Source organism: Nitrosomonas sp. (assembly GCF_021731985.1).
In the GTDB taxonomy this organism is placed as follows: Bacteria; Pseudomonadota; Gammaproteobacteria; order Burkholderiales; family Nitrosomonadaceae; genus Nitrosomonas.
Genome location: NZ_JAKFWH010000083.1, coordinates 1 through 18,250, shown reverse-complemented (window position 1 = coordinate 18,250; position 18,250 = coordinate 1). Strand labels below are relative to the sequence as shown.

The window sequence follows — 18,250 nt, the reverse complement described above, 5'->3', positions numbered from 1 at the left end:
CAACAATAACCCGGACACCATGACCTACAATCCAACCATCCATCACCGCAAATCGATTCGTTTGCAAGGGTATGATTATTCACAGGCCGGTTTGTATTTTATTACCGTTTGTACACATAACCGGGTGCCGTTGTTTGGGGAAATTGTTGATGGTGAGATGCAATTCAATGAATTGGGGATCGTCGTGGATGAAGAATGGCGCAAAACAGAATATATTCGTTCCCATATCGTATTGCACGAATTTGTCATCATGCCTAATCACGTCCACGGTATCATCCAACTCGTAGGGGCGCATTGCATGCGCCCCAATGGCACGCACCCGCATGAATATGCGGACTCGGATGAACAACCAGGGCGCGTGCAACGCGCCCCTACGTTGGGGGACGTTGTGCGGGGGTTTAAATCGTCGGTGACCAAACGGCTTAATGCAATATCGGGTACATCCGGTCAACGTTTCTGGCAGCGCAATTATTACGAGCACATTATCCGCGATGAGGATGCTTACCTGAAAATCGCGGAATATATTCAAACCAATCCCCGATGTTGGGATACGGACACTTATTATGTCTAGGCTCACCGAATCGGCGATTGAAGAGCTAGCGATAAAATTATTCACGCAGCTCGGTTACTGCCCTATCTACGCACCCGACATTGCCCCCGATGGCGACCATCCCGAACGCGCCCGCTATGACGAAGTATTGCTTACCGGCCGGTTAGAAAAAGCACTCCAGCGCATCAACCCCGGCATAACGGCCACGGTATTACAGACCGCCCTGAAGGAAATCGAGCGCATTCATTCCCCGGAATTACTCACCAGCAACGAAACTTTCCATCGCCTGCTCACCGAAGGCGTGAAGGTCAGTTATCAGCAAGATGGTAATGAACGCGGCGATATCGTCTGGTTGATAGATTTTGATCATCCGGAAAATAACGAATTCGTGGTGGCCAATCAATTTACGGTGATTGAGAACAATCAGAAGAAACGTCCGGATCTCGTTGTGTTCATCAATGGTTTGCCGGTGGTGGTCATCGAGCTTAAAAATGCCGCCGATGAAAACGCCACGATGCAATCCGCTTACCGGCAAATCGGCACGTACCAGCAAACCATTCCCAGTCTGTTTACTTACAATGCGATTCTCGTTATTTCGGACGGATTGGAAGCTAAGGCAGAATCGCTGTCAGCAGGGCTGAGCCGCTTCATGACATGGAAATCAGCCGATGGAATTGCAGGGGTGGATGGCATCCGTCCAAAGGGCGCATTCAATGCGCCCCTACGGGCTGAATTGGAAATCTTAATCAACGGCATGTTGAATAAATCCACCTTGCTGGATTTGATCCGGCATTTCATCGTATTTGAGAAGAGCAAAAAAGAAGACTTAAAAACCGGTGTGATCAGCATCAGCACGGTTAAGAAACTGGCGGCTTATCATCAGTATTACGCGGTGAATGCCGCCATCGCTTCGACATTGCGGGCGGCGGATTGCGGCAGTGAATTGCCTGCGCGCCAAATACGGCAGAATCCGGCCAGCTACGGCTTGCCCAGTGTGGCGCAACAATCGCAGGGCGACAAAAAAGCGGGTGTGGTGTGGCATACGCAAGGCTCGGGCAAATCGCTGTCGATGGTGTTTTACACCGGAAAAATTGTGCTTGCCCTGAATAATCCAACTATCCTGGTGATTACCGACCGCAATGATCTGGACGATCAGTTGTTCGACACCTTTGCCGCTTCTTCACAACTGCTCCGGCAAGAACCCAAACAGGCGGAAGACCGGCAGCAACTCAAAGAGTTGCTCAAGGTCGCATCCGGCGGGGTCATTTTCTCGACGATCCAGAAGTTTCAGCCGGAACAAGGCAATGTGCATGAGGAATTATCCAGCCGCGGCAACATTGTCGTGATTGTGGATGAAGCACACCGCACCCAATACGGTTTCAGCGCTAAAACCATCGACGAAAAAGATGCCCAGGGCAAAGTTATCGGCAAGAAAGTAGTTTACGGATTTGCCAAATATCTGCGGGATGCGTTGCCCAACGCGACGTATTTAGGCTTTACCGGCACCCCGATTGAGAAGACCGATGTGAACACGCCAGCAGTGTTCGGGGATTATGTCGACATTTACGACATTGCCCAGGCGGTAGAAGATGGCGCTACGGTGCGTATCTACTATGAAAGCCGCTTGGCCAAAGTGGCCCTGAGCGATGAAGGCAAAAAACTCATTGTCGGACTCGATGAGGAACTGGATCAGGAAGACTTCAGCGAAACCGGGAAGGCCAAGGCGAAATGGACGCAAATCGAAGCATTGGTCGGCAGTGAACAGCGCATCCGCAATATCGCCCAAGATATCGTCAGCCATTTCGAAGCGCGGCAAGAAGTTTTTTCCGGGAAAGGCATGATCGTGGCGATGTCCCGCCGTATTGCTGCCAACCTGTATGAAGAGATCATCAAACTCAAACCCGAATGGCACGCAGAAGATTTGAACAAAGGTGTGATTAAAGTCGTCATGACGGCGGCATCGTCGGATGGCGCCAAGATGGCGAAACACCACACCACCAAGCAGCAGCGCAAAGTTCTGGCCGAGCGCATGAAAGATATCGCGGATGCATTAAAACTCGTGATTGTGCGCGATATGTGGCTGACCGGCTTTGATGCGCCGGGTATGCACACGCTGTACATCGACAAGCCGATGCAAGGGCACAATTTGATGCAAGCGATTGCACGGGTCAATCGTATTTATTTAGACAAACCCGGCGGGCTGGTGGTGGATTACCTGGGCATTGCGGCCGACTTGAAAGAAGCCTTATCGTTCTATTCCGATGCCGGTGGCAAGGGCGATCCGGCACTGGCACAAGAACAAGCCGTTACACTGATGCTGGAGAAAATCATAGACATCTCGGCGATGTATCACGGCTTTCCTTACGAGAATTACTTTGCGGCCGGTACCGCTAAAAAGCTGTCGCTCATTCTGGCCGCCGAAGAACATGTTCTGGGTTTGGACGACGGCAAGAAACGCTATATCAATGCAGTCACCGCATTATCCCAGGCTTTTGCGATTGCCATTCCGCACGCACAAGCCATGGATGCCAAAGATGAAGTGGCTTTTTTCCAGGCCGTCCAAGCGCGACTGGCGAAGTTTGATCGTACCGGCTCCGGCAAAACCAATGAAGAAATTGAGACGACCATCCGGCAAGTCATCGATAAAGCGCTGGTATCCGAACAGGTAATTGATGTTTTCGATGCGGCGGGGATCAAGAAACCGGATATTTCCATCCTGTCCGAAGAGTTTCTGCTGGAGCTCAAAGGCATGGAACATAAGAATCTGGCGCTGGAAGTGCTCAAAAAACTACTCAATGACGAGCTGACAGTCCGCGCTAAAAAGAATCTGGTACAAAGCAAATCCTTGATGGAAATGCTGGAAAATGCCATCAGGAAATACCAGAACAAAATCCTGACGGCCACCGAAGTCATGGATGAACTGATTAAAATCAGCAAGGAAATCACCGCCTCCGATCTTGAGCCGAAAACACTGGGTCTGACCGAGTTTGAGTATGCATTTTATACCGCGATAGCCAGTAATCACAATGCGAAAGAATTGATGCAGAACGATCAATTGCGGCAATTGGCCATCGTGTTGACGCAGCGGGTACGCGAAAACGCTTCGATAGACTGGACCATCAAGGAAAGTGTCAGAGCCAAACTCAAAGTGATTGTGAAGCGGACATTACGGCAATTCGGCTATCCGCCCGATATGCAATTGCTGGCTACCGAAACGGTGCTCAAACAAGCGGAGATGATCGCCGACGCATTGGCAGCTTGAACCGGCAAGAAGACATGCAGAGTCGTATAACCGGCTCAAATTATAGTGTTATACTCGCAAGCCTATTGTACGCTTGGAAGAAACGGGGGAATTCGGTAGCTAAGGTTGAGCTCCAATGCATGGAGGCAATACCGGACACCCAAAAATAGGCGCAACTATTTCTTCTATTCCTGTTATGAGAATCTTCAAACCGAAAATATAATGCTGAAATCTGTTGTAACTACACCCATCAATCATGTTTTACGCGGAGAAAGCTGGGCATGCAAACGGCTGCGATCTTATACCGGTAAGACAGTGTGTATCCGGATGCCACCTTTGGTTAATTTCAGCCTGCTGATTGATGCGGAAGGTGAAGTACAGCAAGCTATTAATAGTGATATGGATGCAGATACGACACTCACGTTATCCCCGTTGATTCTGCCTCGGGTACTTGCGCAGGAATCCAGCGCGTTCGAGCAGATAACAATCATCGGCGATCAATCGTTTGCTGAAGAATTAATCGCGATAGTCAAGCAGCTTAATTTGCGCGCGATCTTTGAGCATGACCTGAGCACAGCCATTGGCGATATACCGGCACATCGCATCACACAAACCGGTGTGCATCTGATGCACTGGCAGGTAGAAAATGTTCACCGCATTGCTCAGGCATTGGCCGAATACTGGACAGAAGAAAATCGTTTTTTAACAAAACCCGCGACTGTCGATCAGTTCAGCGAAGAAGTAAAGAATTTGCAGCATGATACCGAGCAACTGGAGCAACGTTTAAACCGATTAACCCAGCGAAGCATCTTAACGAGCGAGTAATTAAACACAACGTATCTTTTCTCTCAAAGGGAAAGACCAATGAATACTTGTCGAAAAATAAACTTGTGCTGTTTTAACTGAGCCCCCTGGGTTCTATTGCTCGTCACCAAATTTTTATAATCTATGCGCCTATTTCGACTTTTAAAAATACTACACATTGCCTTCAAATTCGGATTAGACGAATTTGTTTTGAACCATAGCCGCTTGCAATTCTTACGAGTGACTGTCAGAACATTAACTTTCTGGCGGAATTTGGACAAGCTGCGCGGGGAAAGATTACGGCTGGCTTTGGAAGCGTTGGGCCCTATCTTTGTTAAATTTGGCCAAATGTTGTCTACCCGGCGCGATCTTTTACCCCAGGATATCGCTGATGAGTTGGCCAAACTGCAAGATCAGGTACCGCCTTTTTCTTCGGAAATTGTCATCTCATCATTGGAAAAAGTATATGGAAAGAAGATCAGTGAAATATTCCTTAAGTTTGATGAAATACCCGAAGCCAGCGCATCGGTAGCACAAGTCCATTTTGCCGTGCTGCATGATGGGACCGAAGCGGCGGTAAAAATATTACGTCCTAATCTGGCGCCGATCATTATGCACGACGTTGCGCTGATGGATACTGGCGCATGGTTAGCTGAAGCGCTTTGGACGGACGGAAAGCGTTTGAAATTACGCCAAGTCGTCTCGGAGTTTGCCCGGCACTTGGATGATGAACTGGATCTAATGCGTGAAGCGGCTAATTGCAGTCAGTTACGCCGCAATTTTCTGGATTCTCCCCTGTTATTTGTTCCCGAAGTCTATTGGGATTACTGCCGCAGCAGCGTGATGGTCATGGAGCGCGTCAAAGGCACGCCGATCAGCCATGTCGATACGTTACGCGAACAAGGTATTGATATCCCGCAACTGGCGCGTGTCGGCGTTGAAATATTCTTTACCCAAGTGTTCAGAGATGGCTACTTCCATGCGGACATGCATCCGGGAAATATTTTTGTTGGCGCAACTGGCCAGTATATTGCAGTTGATTTTGGCATTATGGGAACACTCAGCGATGAAGACAAAAATTACCTGGCGCAAAACTTTCTGGCTTTCTTCCGCCGTGATTATGGGCGTGTTGCACAGGCACACGTGGAAGCGGGATGGGCACCCAAAGATACCCGGGTGGATGATTTTGAATCCGCCATACGCGCTGTCTGTGAACCGATTTTTGACAAACCGTTGAAAGAAATTTCGTTCGGACGAGTCCTGCTGCAGTTATTCCAGGCGTCACGGCAATTTAATGTAGAAATCCAGCCGCAATTGGTTTTACTGCAAAAAACACTGCTGAATATCGAGGGACTTGGCCGTGATCTGGATCCCGATCTGGATCTGTGGAAAACAGCCAAACCCTTTTTAGAGAACTGGATGGCCGAACAACTCGGTTTCCGCGGATTAGCCAGCCGGATACAAAAAGAAGCCCCCAATTGGGCAATCATCCTGCCCGAATTTCCCCGCCTGATCCATCAGGCCCTCGCTGAAAATCGCAATGATATGCTGGAAAGAAAAATGACTGATCTGGTCATCGAAGAAAAACGCCAAAACCGCCTGCTGGCACTCATCGCTATCCTATTGGCTGGATTGCTGGCGTGGCAGATATTCCAGTAATTTACAACTTGCGCACAACCTATTTGAGGGTAAATTCACATACCTGACAGCGGTCTTTAATTCTTTTTCTGGACCTTAATGCCTGTTTGCTGAAGTATCAATCGAATCTGACCCCATTGCTTCCAAATTGCATACCGGATTCCGGCTTGGTGGGTTTATTTTCAGAACACAGGATATCCGAGTGCATTACTATGTTAAAGTCCCTACTTATCCCTATGGCAAATTCTATTGATAAAGCCGAGCTGAGGGCACTCTATCAGCATCGTTGGCAACCCAATCTAAAAATTCCTTTATTCTATGGGATATGGATAGGGCTTGGAATAATGGCCTGGCATGCTCCGCATTGGACCATCGCTTGGCTCTGCTATCTTGCCATGGGTTACATGCAGATGGGCATTGTGACTTTTATGCATGATTGCACACACAGCGTTTTATTTAAGGCCAAGTGGAAGAATTGGGTATTTGGTGTTTTTGCCATGATACCGCTGTTAATTTCATACACCGCTTTCAAAGAAGATCATCTCCTGCATCATCGTTTTAATCGTTCAACTAAAGATCCGGATGCATTTACAATGGGTAAGCGAGGAATCGGTGATTATATCCTCTTCTATGCATATGCCTTGATTGGCGTACTTCTGACAGCCATCCAGTTTGTTATTATTTTTCCCCTGCAAAAATTACGCGGCGCGAAAGCACTCATTCATTGGAGTGAAATAGCGCTGCATGCGGTGATTACCGTCATTATTTATGAATGGGCTAATAATCATGGAATTGCATCTGAAGTTTTTGCACTTTGGTTCTGGCCGCTCATTTTTTTTGGATTTTTCAATAGCGTTCGTTTTGTGGCAGAACACTATGGAACGCCCTGGAATGCTGGCCAGCTTGCCGGTACTCGTACCATTATTAGCAATCCAATGAATTCATGGTTCTGGAACAATATTAACTATCATATCGGGCATCACGTATACCCTGCAGTGCCTTGGTATAATCTTCAGAAACTCCATGTGTTAATGCTGCCAGAAATTACTCGTCAGAATGCAATTATCGATAAAAGCTATTGTGCTGTTTTCTTTGACGCCATGATCAATGGCCCAGAAAGTCTAAGGCGGAATATAGTACGTAATGAAAAACGGAACGCTAAGATAGCAGACCCCGATTCATCGTCTGCCTCAAATGACACATTCCAAAGTAATTAATCGATCTAATCATTCCTGATCAATTAAGGAAGCTCTGATTAAGTTGATTACATTCATGGTTCGACAAGCTCACCACGAACGTAATCAATATATTACCGGTCGTCCTAAGCCTGTCGAAGGACTTGATCAGAGTTTCCTTAATGGAATGTCACTAAATAGCCGGGAAATTTTACTGCCGTTGATAACGGTAGTAAATGTTGGCTGTTAATACCCTTGCGCTTTCAAATCCTGAACTATCCCGGCATACCACATCGGAATATTAATTCCTGAAACAACGTCGCTTACGGCACCAGTGATTTGCAGATGGGAAATTCCATTCCCATGCCCTTCAAGGATACCCCGGAAATTGCCCCATTGGCACGAGTCAACGGAAACCATACCATCGTTTTCACCTTCGTATTTCTTGATGACCTCGTAGGAGATGAGGAAAATGGGATCGTTGGCTGGCGATAACATTCTGGAGCCGTAACTCTGGTAATAAACGCCTTCGACATCTTTCACGTCGGCATTGAATTTCTTCATACTTTCACGGGTTAATTCTTTTATTGCGATATTGCTTTCCGGGTCTTTATCGCCCATGAATTTCCCCAGCGTGTCGATCGCTTTATAGGCCCAGTCATCATCTGGAAGAAGTCTTGTTGCCACGTCGGCAAAGGCGGAGCCCCGGTGAGGCGTGGAAATAGTCGTTAAGCTTGCGACTTTTTCTCCCATTCCAAGTTTGGATATCATATAACGGGAATCGAGTCCCCCCTTGGAATGTGCGATGAGATTCACTTTTTTGGCGCCGGTCGAGGTCAGTATCCCTTCTATCCTTTGCTTCAGCACTTCCGCATTTTCAATAGATGAATTCCACGCCCCGAGTTCTCCCAGATAAACATTCGCTCCGCCTTTCCTGAGGAATTCCGGAATATGTCCCCAGGAAGAAATAATCATGTCATCGCGAAAACCGATGCCGTGAAGAAGAATGATAGGGTATTGGGTGTTACAGGAATCAGCCGGCGTTACGTTCGAGCCATGCACGGGAAACCATTCCTTGAAATACTTTAATAAGGAAAACATATTGTATGCTCCATCGAGGTGGTAATTGATTATCAAAAGCCGGGCAAATAATTAAGGGGCTACCAGAAATTGCGATGCCGCTGCTTGTCACATCATCCGGTTATGCCGCACAGATTCCCTATTTTGTGCAGGATATTGTAAACCACGTTGAACCCCTATCGCCGTTTTCCGGTCTTTAACTTGCGTTGCAATCTCGTACAAAAGCAATGCAATCGGCCGCTTTCTCTGCCTTGGCTGAATTTAAATCATCCCCCAAGTCTTATATACAATTCAACTGCAAAAGCCTCATCCTAATAGAAACTTGACATCAATCTAAAATTCTTGATTCGGAACCTGCCAGCACTTTTATTTACAATTCAACGGATACTCTAAACTATCGGAGTAACCGTGGTAATCGGTGATATGAAAACCCACTTGGCCAGACGCGTCGAAAAAGAATTCACAAAGCCTTTCCTTCGAATCAAAATCAAAAATAGTTTTAAGACCAATGCCTGTGGGTTCCAGCCTAATGAGTGAGCTAGCCATGTACTTCGTTATCTGATCTAAAAACAGACCGGTAAAGTCGATGCCGTCCAAGGTCATCATGAACGTGTCCCAACGGAGATCGGCTTTTTGGTCCCAATCATAAATTTCTAAAATATACTGATGCTCTTCATTTGTGAAAACAATTATGCTGGGAGATCGTCCAAGCCAAAACGGTGCCGTAGCCACGCCTGAACTTCCTTTTGCGTCACTGACCGTAAACCGCATATCGTAGGCATAACCATAAGCATAAGGCGGGAAGGCTTCAAAAATCAGCTCGCGTAGTTGCTGATAACTGGTGTTAAAGGTAACGGTTAAACGGTTATCCGTCTTTTCCATGGTTACGTTGCCGCTGTTCAGTAATTCCAGAAACTTGACCATGAATACCCCTGATATATCTTCATAGTCTTGTTCGATTAATTTTTTCTCGATTTTTAATGTCGCAAAGTCGATATCCGAAATACTGTCGATGTCTTCGAAAATGATACCCCAAGTGACTACGGGGTTATTAACTGCGCCATCAACAAAGGGCGCGCTTTTTTCAGTGAACAAACGAATGGCCGGTGCACTATTATCACCTGCAATACCGCATTTACTGTTAATCAAGTTTTTTGCTTTTGCGATAAGATTCAGAAAAATTTCGATTGCGGCATCTTTTCCGGTTTCATCGCCGGGTGCGGTTCCAGCGTCGATTTCGATGATATTTCCTTCATACAACGCATAGCCTCTAAAACTGTACAGTGCTGTTTGTGCGCTGGTCTTGAACATGCCAAATAACCAACGATCAGTTTCTTTAAGCAAAAAACGCGCAGTCGAAGTCTCTGAAAAGGAATTCAATCGAGCGGGATCGTTAAAATCGGCAACAGCACCAGCCTTGCTCGGATAAGACGCGATGTTCACCCGTACTGACCAATGACCATCGGGATGAATCGCCGGTGAGCCGAACCAGGTTACCGAAACACTGGTATAGGCCCCATTCAGCAATCGCAAACGCGGCGTGTTATCGACAGTCATATATCCTAATGGATCTCCTCCAAGCGCGGTGGCGTCGGTGTTTGACCAATTACTGACCGGCGGACATCCGGATTGCACGTTCATTGCTACTGAACTGAGTACGATAAAGCACAGCAATTTGAGAAGATGTGCATGGACATGAGCAAATCGACTAAATGTAAATAAAAAATTTAAACTGAACACTGGAACTCCTCAAATAAATTTTCGTGTATTGAAGATTATCTTTTTATAATATATAAAATCGCCCAATGGCTGTTTGATGTTTATCAAATACAGGCGCTTACTTAAAAACCAAGTATCACTGGTTAAAAACAGATGGGTTAGCGCAGCTTGGGTTCAGGCAACTCAATTTGTTTAACCGTATGTTATATCCGCGAAATTGCCATTGGTGATTTATGGGTAGTGCACGGTTATTCCAATGATTTATTTCAGGCGGCACTGGATGCCCAAAAAACCGGGCGCCACTTCACCATTGATTATGCGATTCCCAAGCAGGGCGCGGTGATGTCATTGGACAGCATGGTGCTGCATCAAAGTGGAAAAAACCCGGATCTGGCACATCAATTTATTAATTTTATGCTGGATGGCAGGAATTCCGCTGAGCTGAGCTGACCAACCTGATCGGCTCAGGCAACCCCAATATCGATGCCAAACCATTCATCCGGCCTGAATTACTGCAAAATAAAGTGATCTCTCCAGATGAAGATACGTTTTCCCGACTGGAAATGATTACGGATCTGAATCATAAACAACGCCGGATACTCAGCCGCAGATCAAATTACGCTAAACTAACGATCTATCAATTTTTTATCGAGCACCTATGAGCTATTATCAATATCATGTCTTTTTCTGCACCAATCAACGCGAAGGCGGTGCCAAATGTTGTAACAATTTCTGCGCACAGGAATTGCGCGACTACGCCAAGCAACGTATTAAATCGCTAAAGTTGAGTGGTGAGAAAAAAATCCGCATCAATACTGCCGGTTGCTTGGATCGCTGCGAGGAAGGGCCGGTCATCGTCATTTATCCCGATGAAACCTGGTACACCTATATCGACAAAGACGACATCGATGAAATCATCGATGAGCACCTGATTAAAGGCAACATCGTTGAACGCCTGAAAATTTAATAGCAACCGAATTTGACACGCTCATAAGGTAAAAACTTGCCCGCTATTACGCAAAAATTTTTCATTGATGGTCCTGCTGGGAAACTCGAAGTCATTCTGGGGGAACCGGAATCCGTTCCGAAAGGAATTGCCATCATCGCACATCCGCATCCGTTACACGGCGGAACAATGGATAACAAGGTTGTTCAGACCTTATTTACCACCTTGTTAGCGCTTGGATTTATCACAGCCAAATTTAATTTTCGTGGCGTGGGCAAAAGCGAAGGCGCTTTTGATCGTGGCATCGGTGAGATAGAAGATGTAATGGCTGTCACGCAAACAGTCCGCGATCAATTCAATGCGCATTCAGCGGATCTGCCGTTACTCCTGGCAGGCTTCTCATTTGGCGGCGCAATTCAGTTGCATGCTGCTGGGCGACTGATTCCAGAATTTCTCATTCTGGTTGCGCCATCGGTTGTTAACTTAAATGCACCAGCCGTTCCGGAAACAACGAAGTATGCTTTGATTATTCAGGGTGATCAAGATGATATCGTAATACCAGGCGATTTACTGGCATGGGCAACTCCCCAATCTCAACCCATCATTTTCATACCCGGCGCGGAACATTTCTTTCATGGAAAACTGGCATTACTCAAACAGGTGATATTACAATTCTTTTCCCCGCAAATATAATGCAGCTATTGCATACAATCTCATTCAACCAGCCGGTGTTGAATCGCATACTTGACCAATTGCGCATTATTCTTCATGTTCATTTTTTCCAGAATACGCGATCGATACGTACTGACTGTTTTAACACTGAGTGACAATTTATTGGCAATGGCTGTTAAGGATTCTCCGGCAACAATGAGTTTGAAAACATGAAATTCCCGGTCCGAGAATGTCGTGTGTGTCAAATTCTCAGAATCTGAGACAGGATTAAACAAAAGTTTCTCTGCCAGCTCAGGATTTACATACTTTCCGCCCTTGGCAAGCCGGCGAATCACACTAATGAGCTGATCGGTCGGGCTGTCTTTCGTCAAATACCCAGATGCTCCGGAACGAATTGCCCGAATCGCATATTCTTCTTCCGGGTACATGCTTAAAACCAGAACACGTGAAGCCGCATTCGCTGATAACATTCTTTTCAGAATGTCCAGCCCATTGATATCGGGCAAATTAATATCCAACAGCGCAATATCCCAATCGCACTCCTTCGCCTTCTTTAAAATGTCCTTCCCATCAATGGCTTCCGCAACCACATCGATATCGTCTGTTTCATTGATAATTCGTTTAAGTCCGTCACGAAATAAAGCATGATCATCTGCAATCAGAACTTTAATCATTGATTAATCCCCAACATTTGTTGTTGCTATGGTAAGCGGTATCTTGAGTGTGACAACACTACCCTGAGAAGGCAACCCGGATATCTCCAGTTTACCGCCGATTTGCTGTGTCCGCTCATTCATGCCGATTATTCCGAAAGACTCAGGATTCAGCATTTGTGATTCGGTGATCCCAACGCCATTATCTTTGATGGTAATCAAAATGTCATCCTCATCTTCAGAAAGCTCAATATCGACCCGGGAAGCTTGTGAGTGCCGGACTATGTTAATAAACACTTCCTGAATCACTCTAAAAATACTGGTTTCAGAGTGCTTATTACTCAAAGATAAATTTGAGATCGTTGATTCTAATTCGCATCGAATATTGGTGCGTTGCTCAAATTCGCGTATTTGCCATTCGATGGCACCATACAATCCTAAATTGTCCAGTACATTGGGACGCAAATTTATTGAAACCCTTCGTGCTGTTTCGATGGCCTCGCCCGTTAGTTCATAAAGCGATCTGATCCGTTCATGCATTGGATCCGCACTTATTTTCTTTGAGAGCCAATCCAAATCCATTTTCAGAACAGTTAAGGTTCCACCTAGAACATCATGTATTTCTCGGCCAATCCGGGTTCTTTCCTCTTCCCTGACATCCTGCAAATGTGTCGTTAATTGGCGGAGACTCTCGATCATCCGCCTACTTTCCGTAATGTCTTCAATCATACATAAATGGCATACTTCCCCATTACCCATGATCTCAAACGACACGATAGAGATTTCAATCCAAATAATGGACATATCCGGGCGCAGGATTCTTTTGGCTAGCCTGCAATCACACGACTGATAAATGATAAATTTCTCGATATCCTTCCGGTAGGAGGATACATCATCCGGATGAAGAATATCCGACTGATTGGTAACAAGAAGTTCATCCACACCCCTTCCGACAATGGATGCATACTTCGGGTTCACATCGTAATATTTTCCCGTTGACAAATTAATCAACGCAATACCCAGCGGTGCTTTTTCAAAGATAGTCTGAAACTGCTGATGTGCTTTCCGGTTACTTTCTTCGATGCGCTTTCTTTCGATTGAATAGCGAATAACCCGCGCCAGAACACCCTCGGACAGACTTCCCTTAACGAGATAATCCTGCGCACCGGCTTTAATCGCTTTGATTGCAAGTTTCTCATCATCCCTAAAAGATAACACTGCGATAGGTATACTGGCAGCGTTTTCACGCAATCGATTAATCGTTGCAACCCCATCGCTATCAGGTAGCGTAAGATCCGACAAAATGAGATCAAATGACTGCTGTTGAATTAATTGCAGCGCAGAATCCAATCGCTCCGTATGGACCACAGAAATCTGCTCGCCCATCGCTTGCTGTAAGTCACTTTGCACAAGTATTGCATCAGTTTCATTATCTTCGATTAATAAAATATGAATCTTAGTCGGGTTCATGACAGATTAGGGTTCATATAATATGGCAGTAGAAAACCAGAAATCTTTAATTGATTGCGCTGTTTTTATACATTCATCAAAATCCACCGATTTTCTAATATAGCCATTCGCATGACTATGATAAGCAGCTTTGATATCTTCCTTAGTCACAGAAGAGGTGTAGACAATGACAGGAATGCTAGTGAATTCGGGGTCTGCTTTCAATTCGGCTAAAACCTCGAGTCCATTTTTTCTCGGCATATTTAAATCCAGCAAGATAAGATCTGGACGAGGCGCGTGAAGATTCTGTCCTTGTCGCTTTAGAAACTCTAATGCATACACGCCATCTTCTGCCGCATAGATTTCGCTATTCGCTTCACAGAATGCAAAAGCCTCTTTAATCAACAAAACATCTGTAGGATTGTCATCTATCATCAGAATTACGCTGGGATGAGTATTATTTTTATCGCGCATTGCAAATACTTAATTAGTTTTTGGAATTGAAAAATAAAATGAGGAACCTACATTGGGCTCTGATTTGACCCAAATGCTCCCCCCGTGATGTTCGACAACTTTCTTACAAATTGCCAAACCGATACCTGCACCTGCATATTCTCTACGACTATGCAGCCGTTGAAATACCCGGAAAATCCGCTCTAAATATTGCGCCTCTATACCAATTCCGTTATCACTCACCGAAAAAACCCATTGATCCGAACTTTCTTCTACACCCACATGAATTCGTGGTGGCTGCTCTCTTTGAAATTTAAATGCATTATTGATTAAATTAGTAAATAACTGAGTAAGCTGGAAAGGAATACCGCTAACCACGGGAAGCTTATCACGGGTGATTATCGCGTTACATTCGCTACTCGTGACCGACAAATCAGCCAGAACATTGCTGAGCAAACATTCACAATCCACTTCTTTCAGGGTTTGACTCGCATTGACTTGTGCATAAGTTAACAGATCATCAATCAGTATCTGCATGCGACTTGTACCGGCCACCACGTGCGAGATCAAGTCATTTGCACGCTCATCCAATTGATTGTTAGCGTATTTCTTCAGTAGCTGTACAAAGCTACTAATCGTACGCAATGGTTCCTGCAAGTCGTGCGTAACAACATACGCAAATTGCTCAAGCTCATCGTTAGAGCGCGCCAATTCAGCGACTTGCTCCTCCATTTTTTGTTCCAATCGCTTGTATTCCGTCACCTCGGTGCGTATTGCAACGAATTGATACGGAGAACCGGCATGATCGAGACATGGAACAATTGTGGTATCAACCCAGTAAACAGTTCCATCTTTAGCGCGATTCTTGATTTCCCCCTTCCAGGTTTCACCCTTCGCAAGGGTAGTCCATAAGTTACGTATAAATTCTTTAGAATGATAACCGGAGTTAATAATCCGATGATCTTGTCCGATTAATTCTTCGCTTGAGTATTGAGAAACAGAGCAAAACTTTTGATTAACATACTTTATTTTTCCCTGTTTGTTAGTTATTGCTAGAATGGCATGCTCATCAAGCGCCCTTTCAATCATTCTGATTTCACTCAACGAAGCTGTTTGTCCATCAACAAGCTGCTTTTGTTCCAGCCATAAACCGAGATCATTGGCTATATTTTGCAAAAACACAGCATCTTCATCTGGCGACCATCGTATTCGATTGCTATCTCCATAAAAAATACAGACTTGTCCGCGAATCTCTTCCTTAACAAGGATTGGGGCAGAAAATTGATGTTCTAAAGCATGCACAAAATCATTGGATGTAAAGCATTGATTATCTATCTCGATGAGAGGAAAAACATCACCCGAGCAGCGCCATGCTAATCCCATCTGCTCAATAATTTTTTGACACAGATCATCAATAGAACGAATAGTCAGCATGTCACGGGAAATTTCATATAAACATGCAAATTTATTCAATTTCTCGTGCGCTTCACTCTCACTCATACTTGAAAGATTGCCTCTATCAAGCACTGGGTTGGAAATGAACTGCGCTTTGTGCGCTATGTTGCTTGGATTCGACTTTCCGCCAGGATCACTTAATGGATTTTGTACCGAATCCAAAAACTTATCGGGGGTAAATTTCTTATTCCAGCCGGCTTCTTTTTGTAAGCTCATATTGCTTTTAACCGAGAATCACGGTTATACGCCTGTTTCTCATGAATGCCTTCATTGGTAATCACCTAGCTCTGTTCTGATGTCCATTATGACAAAAGAGATTGTAACTCCCATCATATCCATCTGAAATATTAAAAACCATAGGAATATTCTGATTGTTTTTCCATTTGATATTGTGAGCGCTGATTATTCCGGGCTGAGATTGACTGGAAATTCACACAGATAACTATCCAGAACAATTACAACAAAATAGTTCCTACAATTTATGGTCATAATTTCTTATGGTTGAATGTATTATTTCCTATTCATAAATAGGAAGTTACCGACAAAGTAATAATTAATCGGCTGCCGTAAAACTCAACTTCAATTTTGATAAATTATAAAAGGATAGAAGATGAGAGTAAATCTTCCGATTACCAATACAGAATATCCCATTAACGACGATACCTTAATTGTATCAACCACCGATACGAAGGGAAGAATCACTTATATCAACCCAACCTTTATTGAAGTCAGCGGCTTCTCCGAAGAAGAACTAATCGGCAAAGCGCATAATATTGTGCGTCATCCGGATATGCCCCCTGAAGCATTTGAGGATTTATGGAACACGTTGAAACAGGGCTTACCCTGGACAGGATTGGTTAAGAATCGCCGTAAGAATGGCGATTTCTACTGGATCAATGCCAATGCAACCCCCCTGCTGGAAAATGGGAAAATCACCGGTTATTTATCAGTTCGCACCAAAGCACCTCGCACAGCAATTGAGCAGGCTACGCCGATTTATCGAAAAATCCTGGATGGAAAAGCACCTAACCTGAAGATCGAGAAAGGTCAGGTGGTGCGTACCGATCTGGTTGGGAAATTTTCTGCGCTTTTTAAAATGACCATGAGCAAACGAATTGCTCTTTTTATGGCCATTCCCGCTTTATTTTTATTGTCTGCCGGTGGTATTGGTTGGTGGGGTCTTACACAAACTCAGATTCCCACATCACTGAGCAGCATGATTGCCGGAATAACTGTAACCGGCGTAGCTGTGATGATCTATCTTGCTTTTAGTATGATACGAAATACACTGTCTCCACTGGAACAAGCAACTGACATTGCAAACAAACTGGCCGCCGGAGATTTAACGCATCAATTTTCCATTAACCGCAGTGATGAATTTGGTGAATTATTAAAAGCACTCATTCAGACGGGAATCAACCTGAGAGCGACAGTACTTGATGTGCAAAAAAACGCCCTATCCGTTCGTCAGGCAACCGGTGAAATTGCTTCCGGTAATCTGGATTTATCACAACGCACGGAGGAACAAGCCTCTTCGCTAGAAGAAACAGCCTCCAGCATGGAAGAATTAACCTCAGCCGTGCGTCAGAACACGGATAACTCCGTGAGTGCCAGCCAACTCGCCTTGACAGCCAGCGACATTACCGCCAAAGGCGGAATCATGATGAAAGAAGTTGTTACCACGATGTCGGCAATCAGTGAAAGCTCAAAAAAGATCGCAGACATCATTAATGTCATTGATGGCATTGCCTTCCAAACAAATATCCTAGCACTCAATGCGGCCGTTGAAGCAGCGCGCGCTGGTGAGCAAGGCCGGGGATTTGCGGTCGTAGCAACCGAAGTTCGTAACCTCGCGCAACGCAGCGCCACAGCAGCCAAGGAAATTAAAACACTGATTGATGATTCTGTACAAAAGGTTGATGAAGGGGCCGCGCTAGTTAATCGGGCGGGTAAAACAATGGATGAAATAGTTGGATCCATTAAACATGTGACTGAAATCATGTCAGACATCACCTCAGCCTCCAAGGAACAAAGCACTGGTATCGAACAGGTCAATCAAGCGGTGACTCAAATGGATGAAGTCACACAACAAAATGCAGCGCTGGTAGAACAGGCAGCCGCTGCCGCCGCCTCGTTGGAGCAGCAGGCACATGAGTTAGTCGGCGCCATTTCCATATTCAATGTGGCACACAATACGGCAAAACGGCCAGCTGCCGTGGTTCAACTGGCTGACAAAAGAACCGGATTAACGGAAAGAAGCAACCTTCACAATAGCAACAGTCATTTAACAGGCCGTTGAAAAACCCACCGAGTCGGGTAAAATTTGATTGAACCCACTCATTTCATAAATCATGCGCGGAATAGAACACTCGCAACAACAGCTTTTTAGCTATGTCAATCTGGAAGAACGGATCC

At 45.2% G+C, this 18,250-nt stretch carries 15 protein-coding genes; 9 read left to right on the top strand and 6 right to left on the bottom strand.

Annotation, left to right across the window (positions count from 1 at the left end):
* The first annotated feature begins 19 nt into the window (after positions 1-19).
* The 5 genes from QZ942_RS12635 to QZ942_RS12615 all read left to right on the top strand — a co-directional run bounded on the left by QZ942_RS12635 (position 20) and on the right by QZ942_RS12615 (position 7,450).
* Complete coding sequence (locus tag QZ942_RS12635) at positions 20-571, top strand: transposase (RefSeq protein WP_292996139.1); 552 nt, start codon at positions 20-22, stop codon at positions 569-571.
* A complete protein-coding gene (locus tag QZ942_RS12630) occupies positions 564-3,812 on the top strand; it encodes a type I restriction endonuclease subunit R (protein WP_292996137.1) in 3,249 nt (1,082 codons plus the stop codon). The genes QZ942_RS12635 and QZ942_RS12630 overlap by 8 nt, the downstream gene beginning before the upstream one ends.
* 201 nt (positions 3,813-4,013) lie before the next feature.
* Positions 4,014-4,616, top strand: coding sequence for a hypothetical protein (locus QZ942_RS12625; protein WP_292996135.1), 603 nt, complete (start codon positions 4,014-4,016; stop codon positions 4,614-4,616).
* 123 nt (positions 4,617-4,739) lie between these two features.
* Positions 4,740-6,254 carry a ubiquinone biosynthesis regulatory protein kinase UbiB gene (gene ubiB / locus QZ942_RS12620; protein ID WP_292996133.1) on the top strand — a complete coding sequence of 505 codons (1,515 nt, stop codon included), beginning with the start codon at positions 4,740-4,742 and terminating at the stop codon, positions 6,252-6,254.
* A 215-nt stretch (positions 6,255-6,469) separates the two neighbouring features.
* Positions 6,470-7,450, top strand: a complete 981-nt coding sequence (locus QZ942_RS12615) for a fatty acid desaturase (protein ID WP_292996131.1) — start codon at positions 6,470-6,472, stop codon at positions 7,448-7,450.
* A gap of 204 nt (positions 7,451-7,654) precedes the next feature.
* On the opposite strand, the gene QZ942_RS12610 is transcribed toward QZ942_RS12615, so the two are convergent.
* Both QZ942_RS12610 and QZ942_RS12605 read right to left on the bottom strand, forming a co-directional pair.
* Complete coding sequence (locus QZ942_RS12610) at positions 7,655-8,509, bottom strand: hypothetical protein (protein ID WP_292996129.1); 855 nt, start codon at positions 8,507-8,509, stop codon at positions 7,655-7,657.
* A gap of 345 nt (positions 8,510-8,854) precedes the next feature.
* Positions 8,855-10,228: a hypothetical protein gene (locus QZ942_RS12605; RefSeq protein WP_292996127.1), complete on the bottom strand. Its 1,374-nt coding sequence runs from the start codon at positions 10,226-10,228 to the stop codon at positions 8,855-8,857.
* Positions 10,229-10,375: 147 nt separating this feature from the next.
* On the opposite strand from QZ942_RS12605, the gene QZ942_RS12600 reads away from it, so the two are divergent.
* The 3 genes from QZ942_RS12600 (at position 10,376) to QZ942_RS12590 (ending at position 11,846) form a co-directional block, all read left to right on the top strand.
* Positions 10,376-10,657 carry an extracellular solute-binding protein gene (locus tag QZ942_RS12600; protein WP_292996125.1) on the top strand — a complete coding sequence of 94 codons (282 nt, stop codon included), beginning with the start codon at positions 10,376-10,378 and terminating at the stop codon, positions 10,655-10,657.
* 208 nt (positions 10,658-10,865) lie between these two features.
* Entirely contained in the window at positions 10,866-11,174 is a 309-nt protein-coding gene (locus QZ942_RS12595; protein WP_292996123.1) for an NAD(P)H-dependent oxidoreductase subunit E, read from the top strand.
* 36 nt (positions 11,175-11,210) lie between these two features.
* Complete coding sequence (locus tag QZ942_RS12590; RefSeq protein ID WP_292996121.1) at positions 11,211-11,846, top strand: alpha/beta hydrolase; 636 nt, start codon at positions 11,211-11,213, stop codon at positions 11,844-11,846.
* 20 nt (positions 11,847-11,866) lie between these two features.
* Here the strand turns inward: QZ942_RS12590 and QZ942_RS12585 are convergent, their stop codons facing one another.
* The 4 genes from QZ942_RS12585 to QZ942_RS12570 are packed head-to-tail and all read right to left on the bottom strand — an operon-like array spanning position 11,867 to position 16,051.
* The gene (locus QZ942_RS12585) at positions 11,867-12,499 is read right to left on the bottom strand and encodes a response regulator transcription factor (protein ID WP_292996119.1); all 633 of its coding nucleotides are present in this window, start codon (positions 12,497-12,499) and stop codon (positions 11,867-11,869) included.
* Positions 12,500-12,502: 3 nt separating this feature from the next.
* Positions 12,503-13,948 (bottom strand): response regulator, encoded by a 1,446-nt coding sequence (locus tag QZ942_RS12580; protein WP_292996117.1) that lies wholly within the window; start codon positions 13,946-13,948, stop codon positions 12,503-12,505.
* A gap of 6 nt (positions 13,949-13,954) precedes the next feature.
* The gene (locus QZ942_RS12575; RefSeq protein WP_292996115.1) at positions 13,955-14,401 is read right to left on the bottom strand and encodes a response regulator; all 447 of its coding nucleotides are present in this window, start codon (positions 14,399-14,401) and stop codon (positions 13,955-13,957) included.
* A gap of 9 nt (positions 14,402-14,410) precedes the next feature.
* Positions 14,411-16,051, bottom strand: coding sequence for an ATP-binding protein (locus tag QZ942_RS12570; RefSeq protein ID WP_292996113.1), 1,641 nt, complete (start codon positions 16,049-16,051; stop codon positions 14,411-14,413).
* 394 nt (positions 16,052-16,445) lie between these two features.
* On the opposite strand from QZ942_RS12570, the gene QZ942_RS12565 reads away from it, so the two are divergent.
* Positions 16,446-18,134 (top strand): PAS domain-containing methyl-accepting chemotaxis protein, encoded by a 1,689-nt coding sequence (locus tag QZ942_RS12565; protein WP_292996111.1) that lies wholly within the window; start codon positions 16,446-16,448, stop codon positions 18,132-18,134.
* The last annotated feature ends 116 nt before the right edge of the window (positions 18,135-18,250 follow it).

Bases quoted from the DNA above. Each gene is read 5' to 3' on its own strand.
- QZ942_RS12585 (WP_292996119.1), bottom strand. From the start codon at position 12,499: ATGATTAAAGTTCTGATTGCAGATGATCATGCTTTATTTCGTGACGGA.
- QZ942_RS12595 (WP_292996123.1), top strand. From the start codon at position 10,866: ATGAGCTATTATCAATATCATGTCTTTTTCTGCACCAATCAACGCGAA.
- QZ942_RS12565 (WP_292996111.1), top strand. From the start codon at position 16,446: ATGAGAGTAAATCTTCCGATTACCAATACAGAATATCCCATTAACGAC.
- QZ942_RS12635 (WP_292996139.1), top strand. From the start codon at position 20: ATGACCTACAATCCAACCATCCATCACCGCAAATCGATTCGTTTGCAA.
- QZ942_RS12615 (WP_292996131.1), top strand. From the start codon at position 6,470: ATGGCAAATTCTATTGATAAAGCCGAGCTGAGGGCACTCTATCAGCAT.
- ubiB (WP_292996133.1), top strand. From the start codon at position 4,740: ATGCGCCTATTTCGACTTTTAAAAATACTACACATTGCCTTCAAATTC.
- QZ942_RS12570 (WP_292996113.1), bottom strand. From the start codon at position 16,051: ATGAGCTTACAAAAAGAAGCCGGCTGGAATAAGAAATTTACCCCCGAT.
- QZ942_RS12630 (WP_292996137.1), top strand. From the start codon at position 564: ATGTCTAGGCTCACCGAATCGGCGATTGAAGAGCTAGCGATAAAATTA.
- QZ942_RS12575 (WP_292996115.1), bottom strand. From the start codon at position 14,401: ATGCGCGATAAAAATAATACTCATCCCAGCGTAATTCTGATGATAGAT.
- QZ942_RS12610 (WP_292996129.1), bottom strand. From the start codon at position 8,509: ATGTTTTCCTTATTAAAGTATTTCAAGGAATGGTTTCCCGTGCATGGC.
- QZ942_RS12580 (WP_292996117.1), bottom strand. From the start codon at position 13,948: ATGAACCCGACTAAGATTCATATTTTATTAATCGAAGATAATGAAACT.
- QZ942_RS12625 (WP_292996135.1), top strand. From the start codon at position 4,014: ATGCTGAAATCTGTTGTAACTACACCCATCAATCATGTTTTACGCGGA.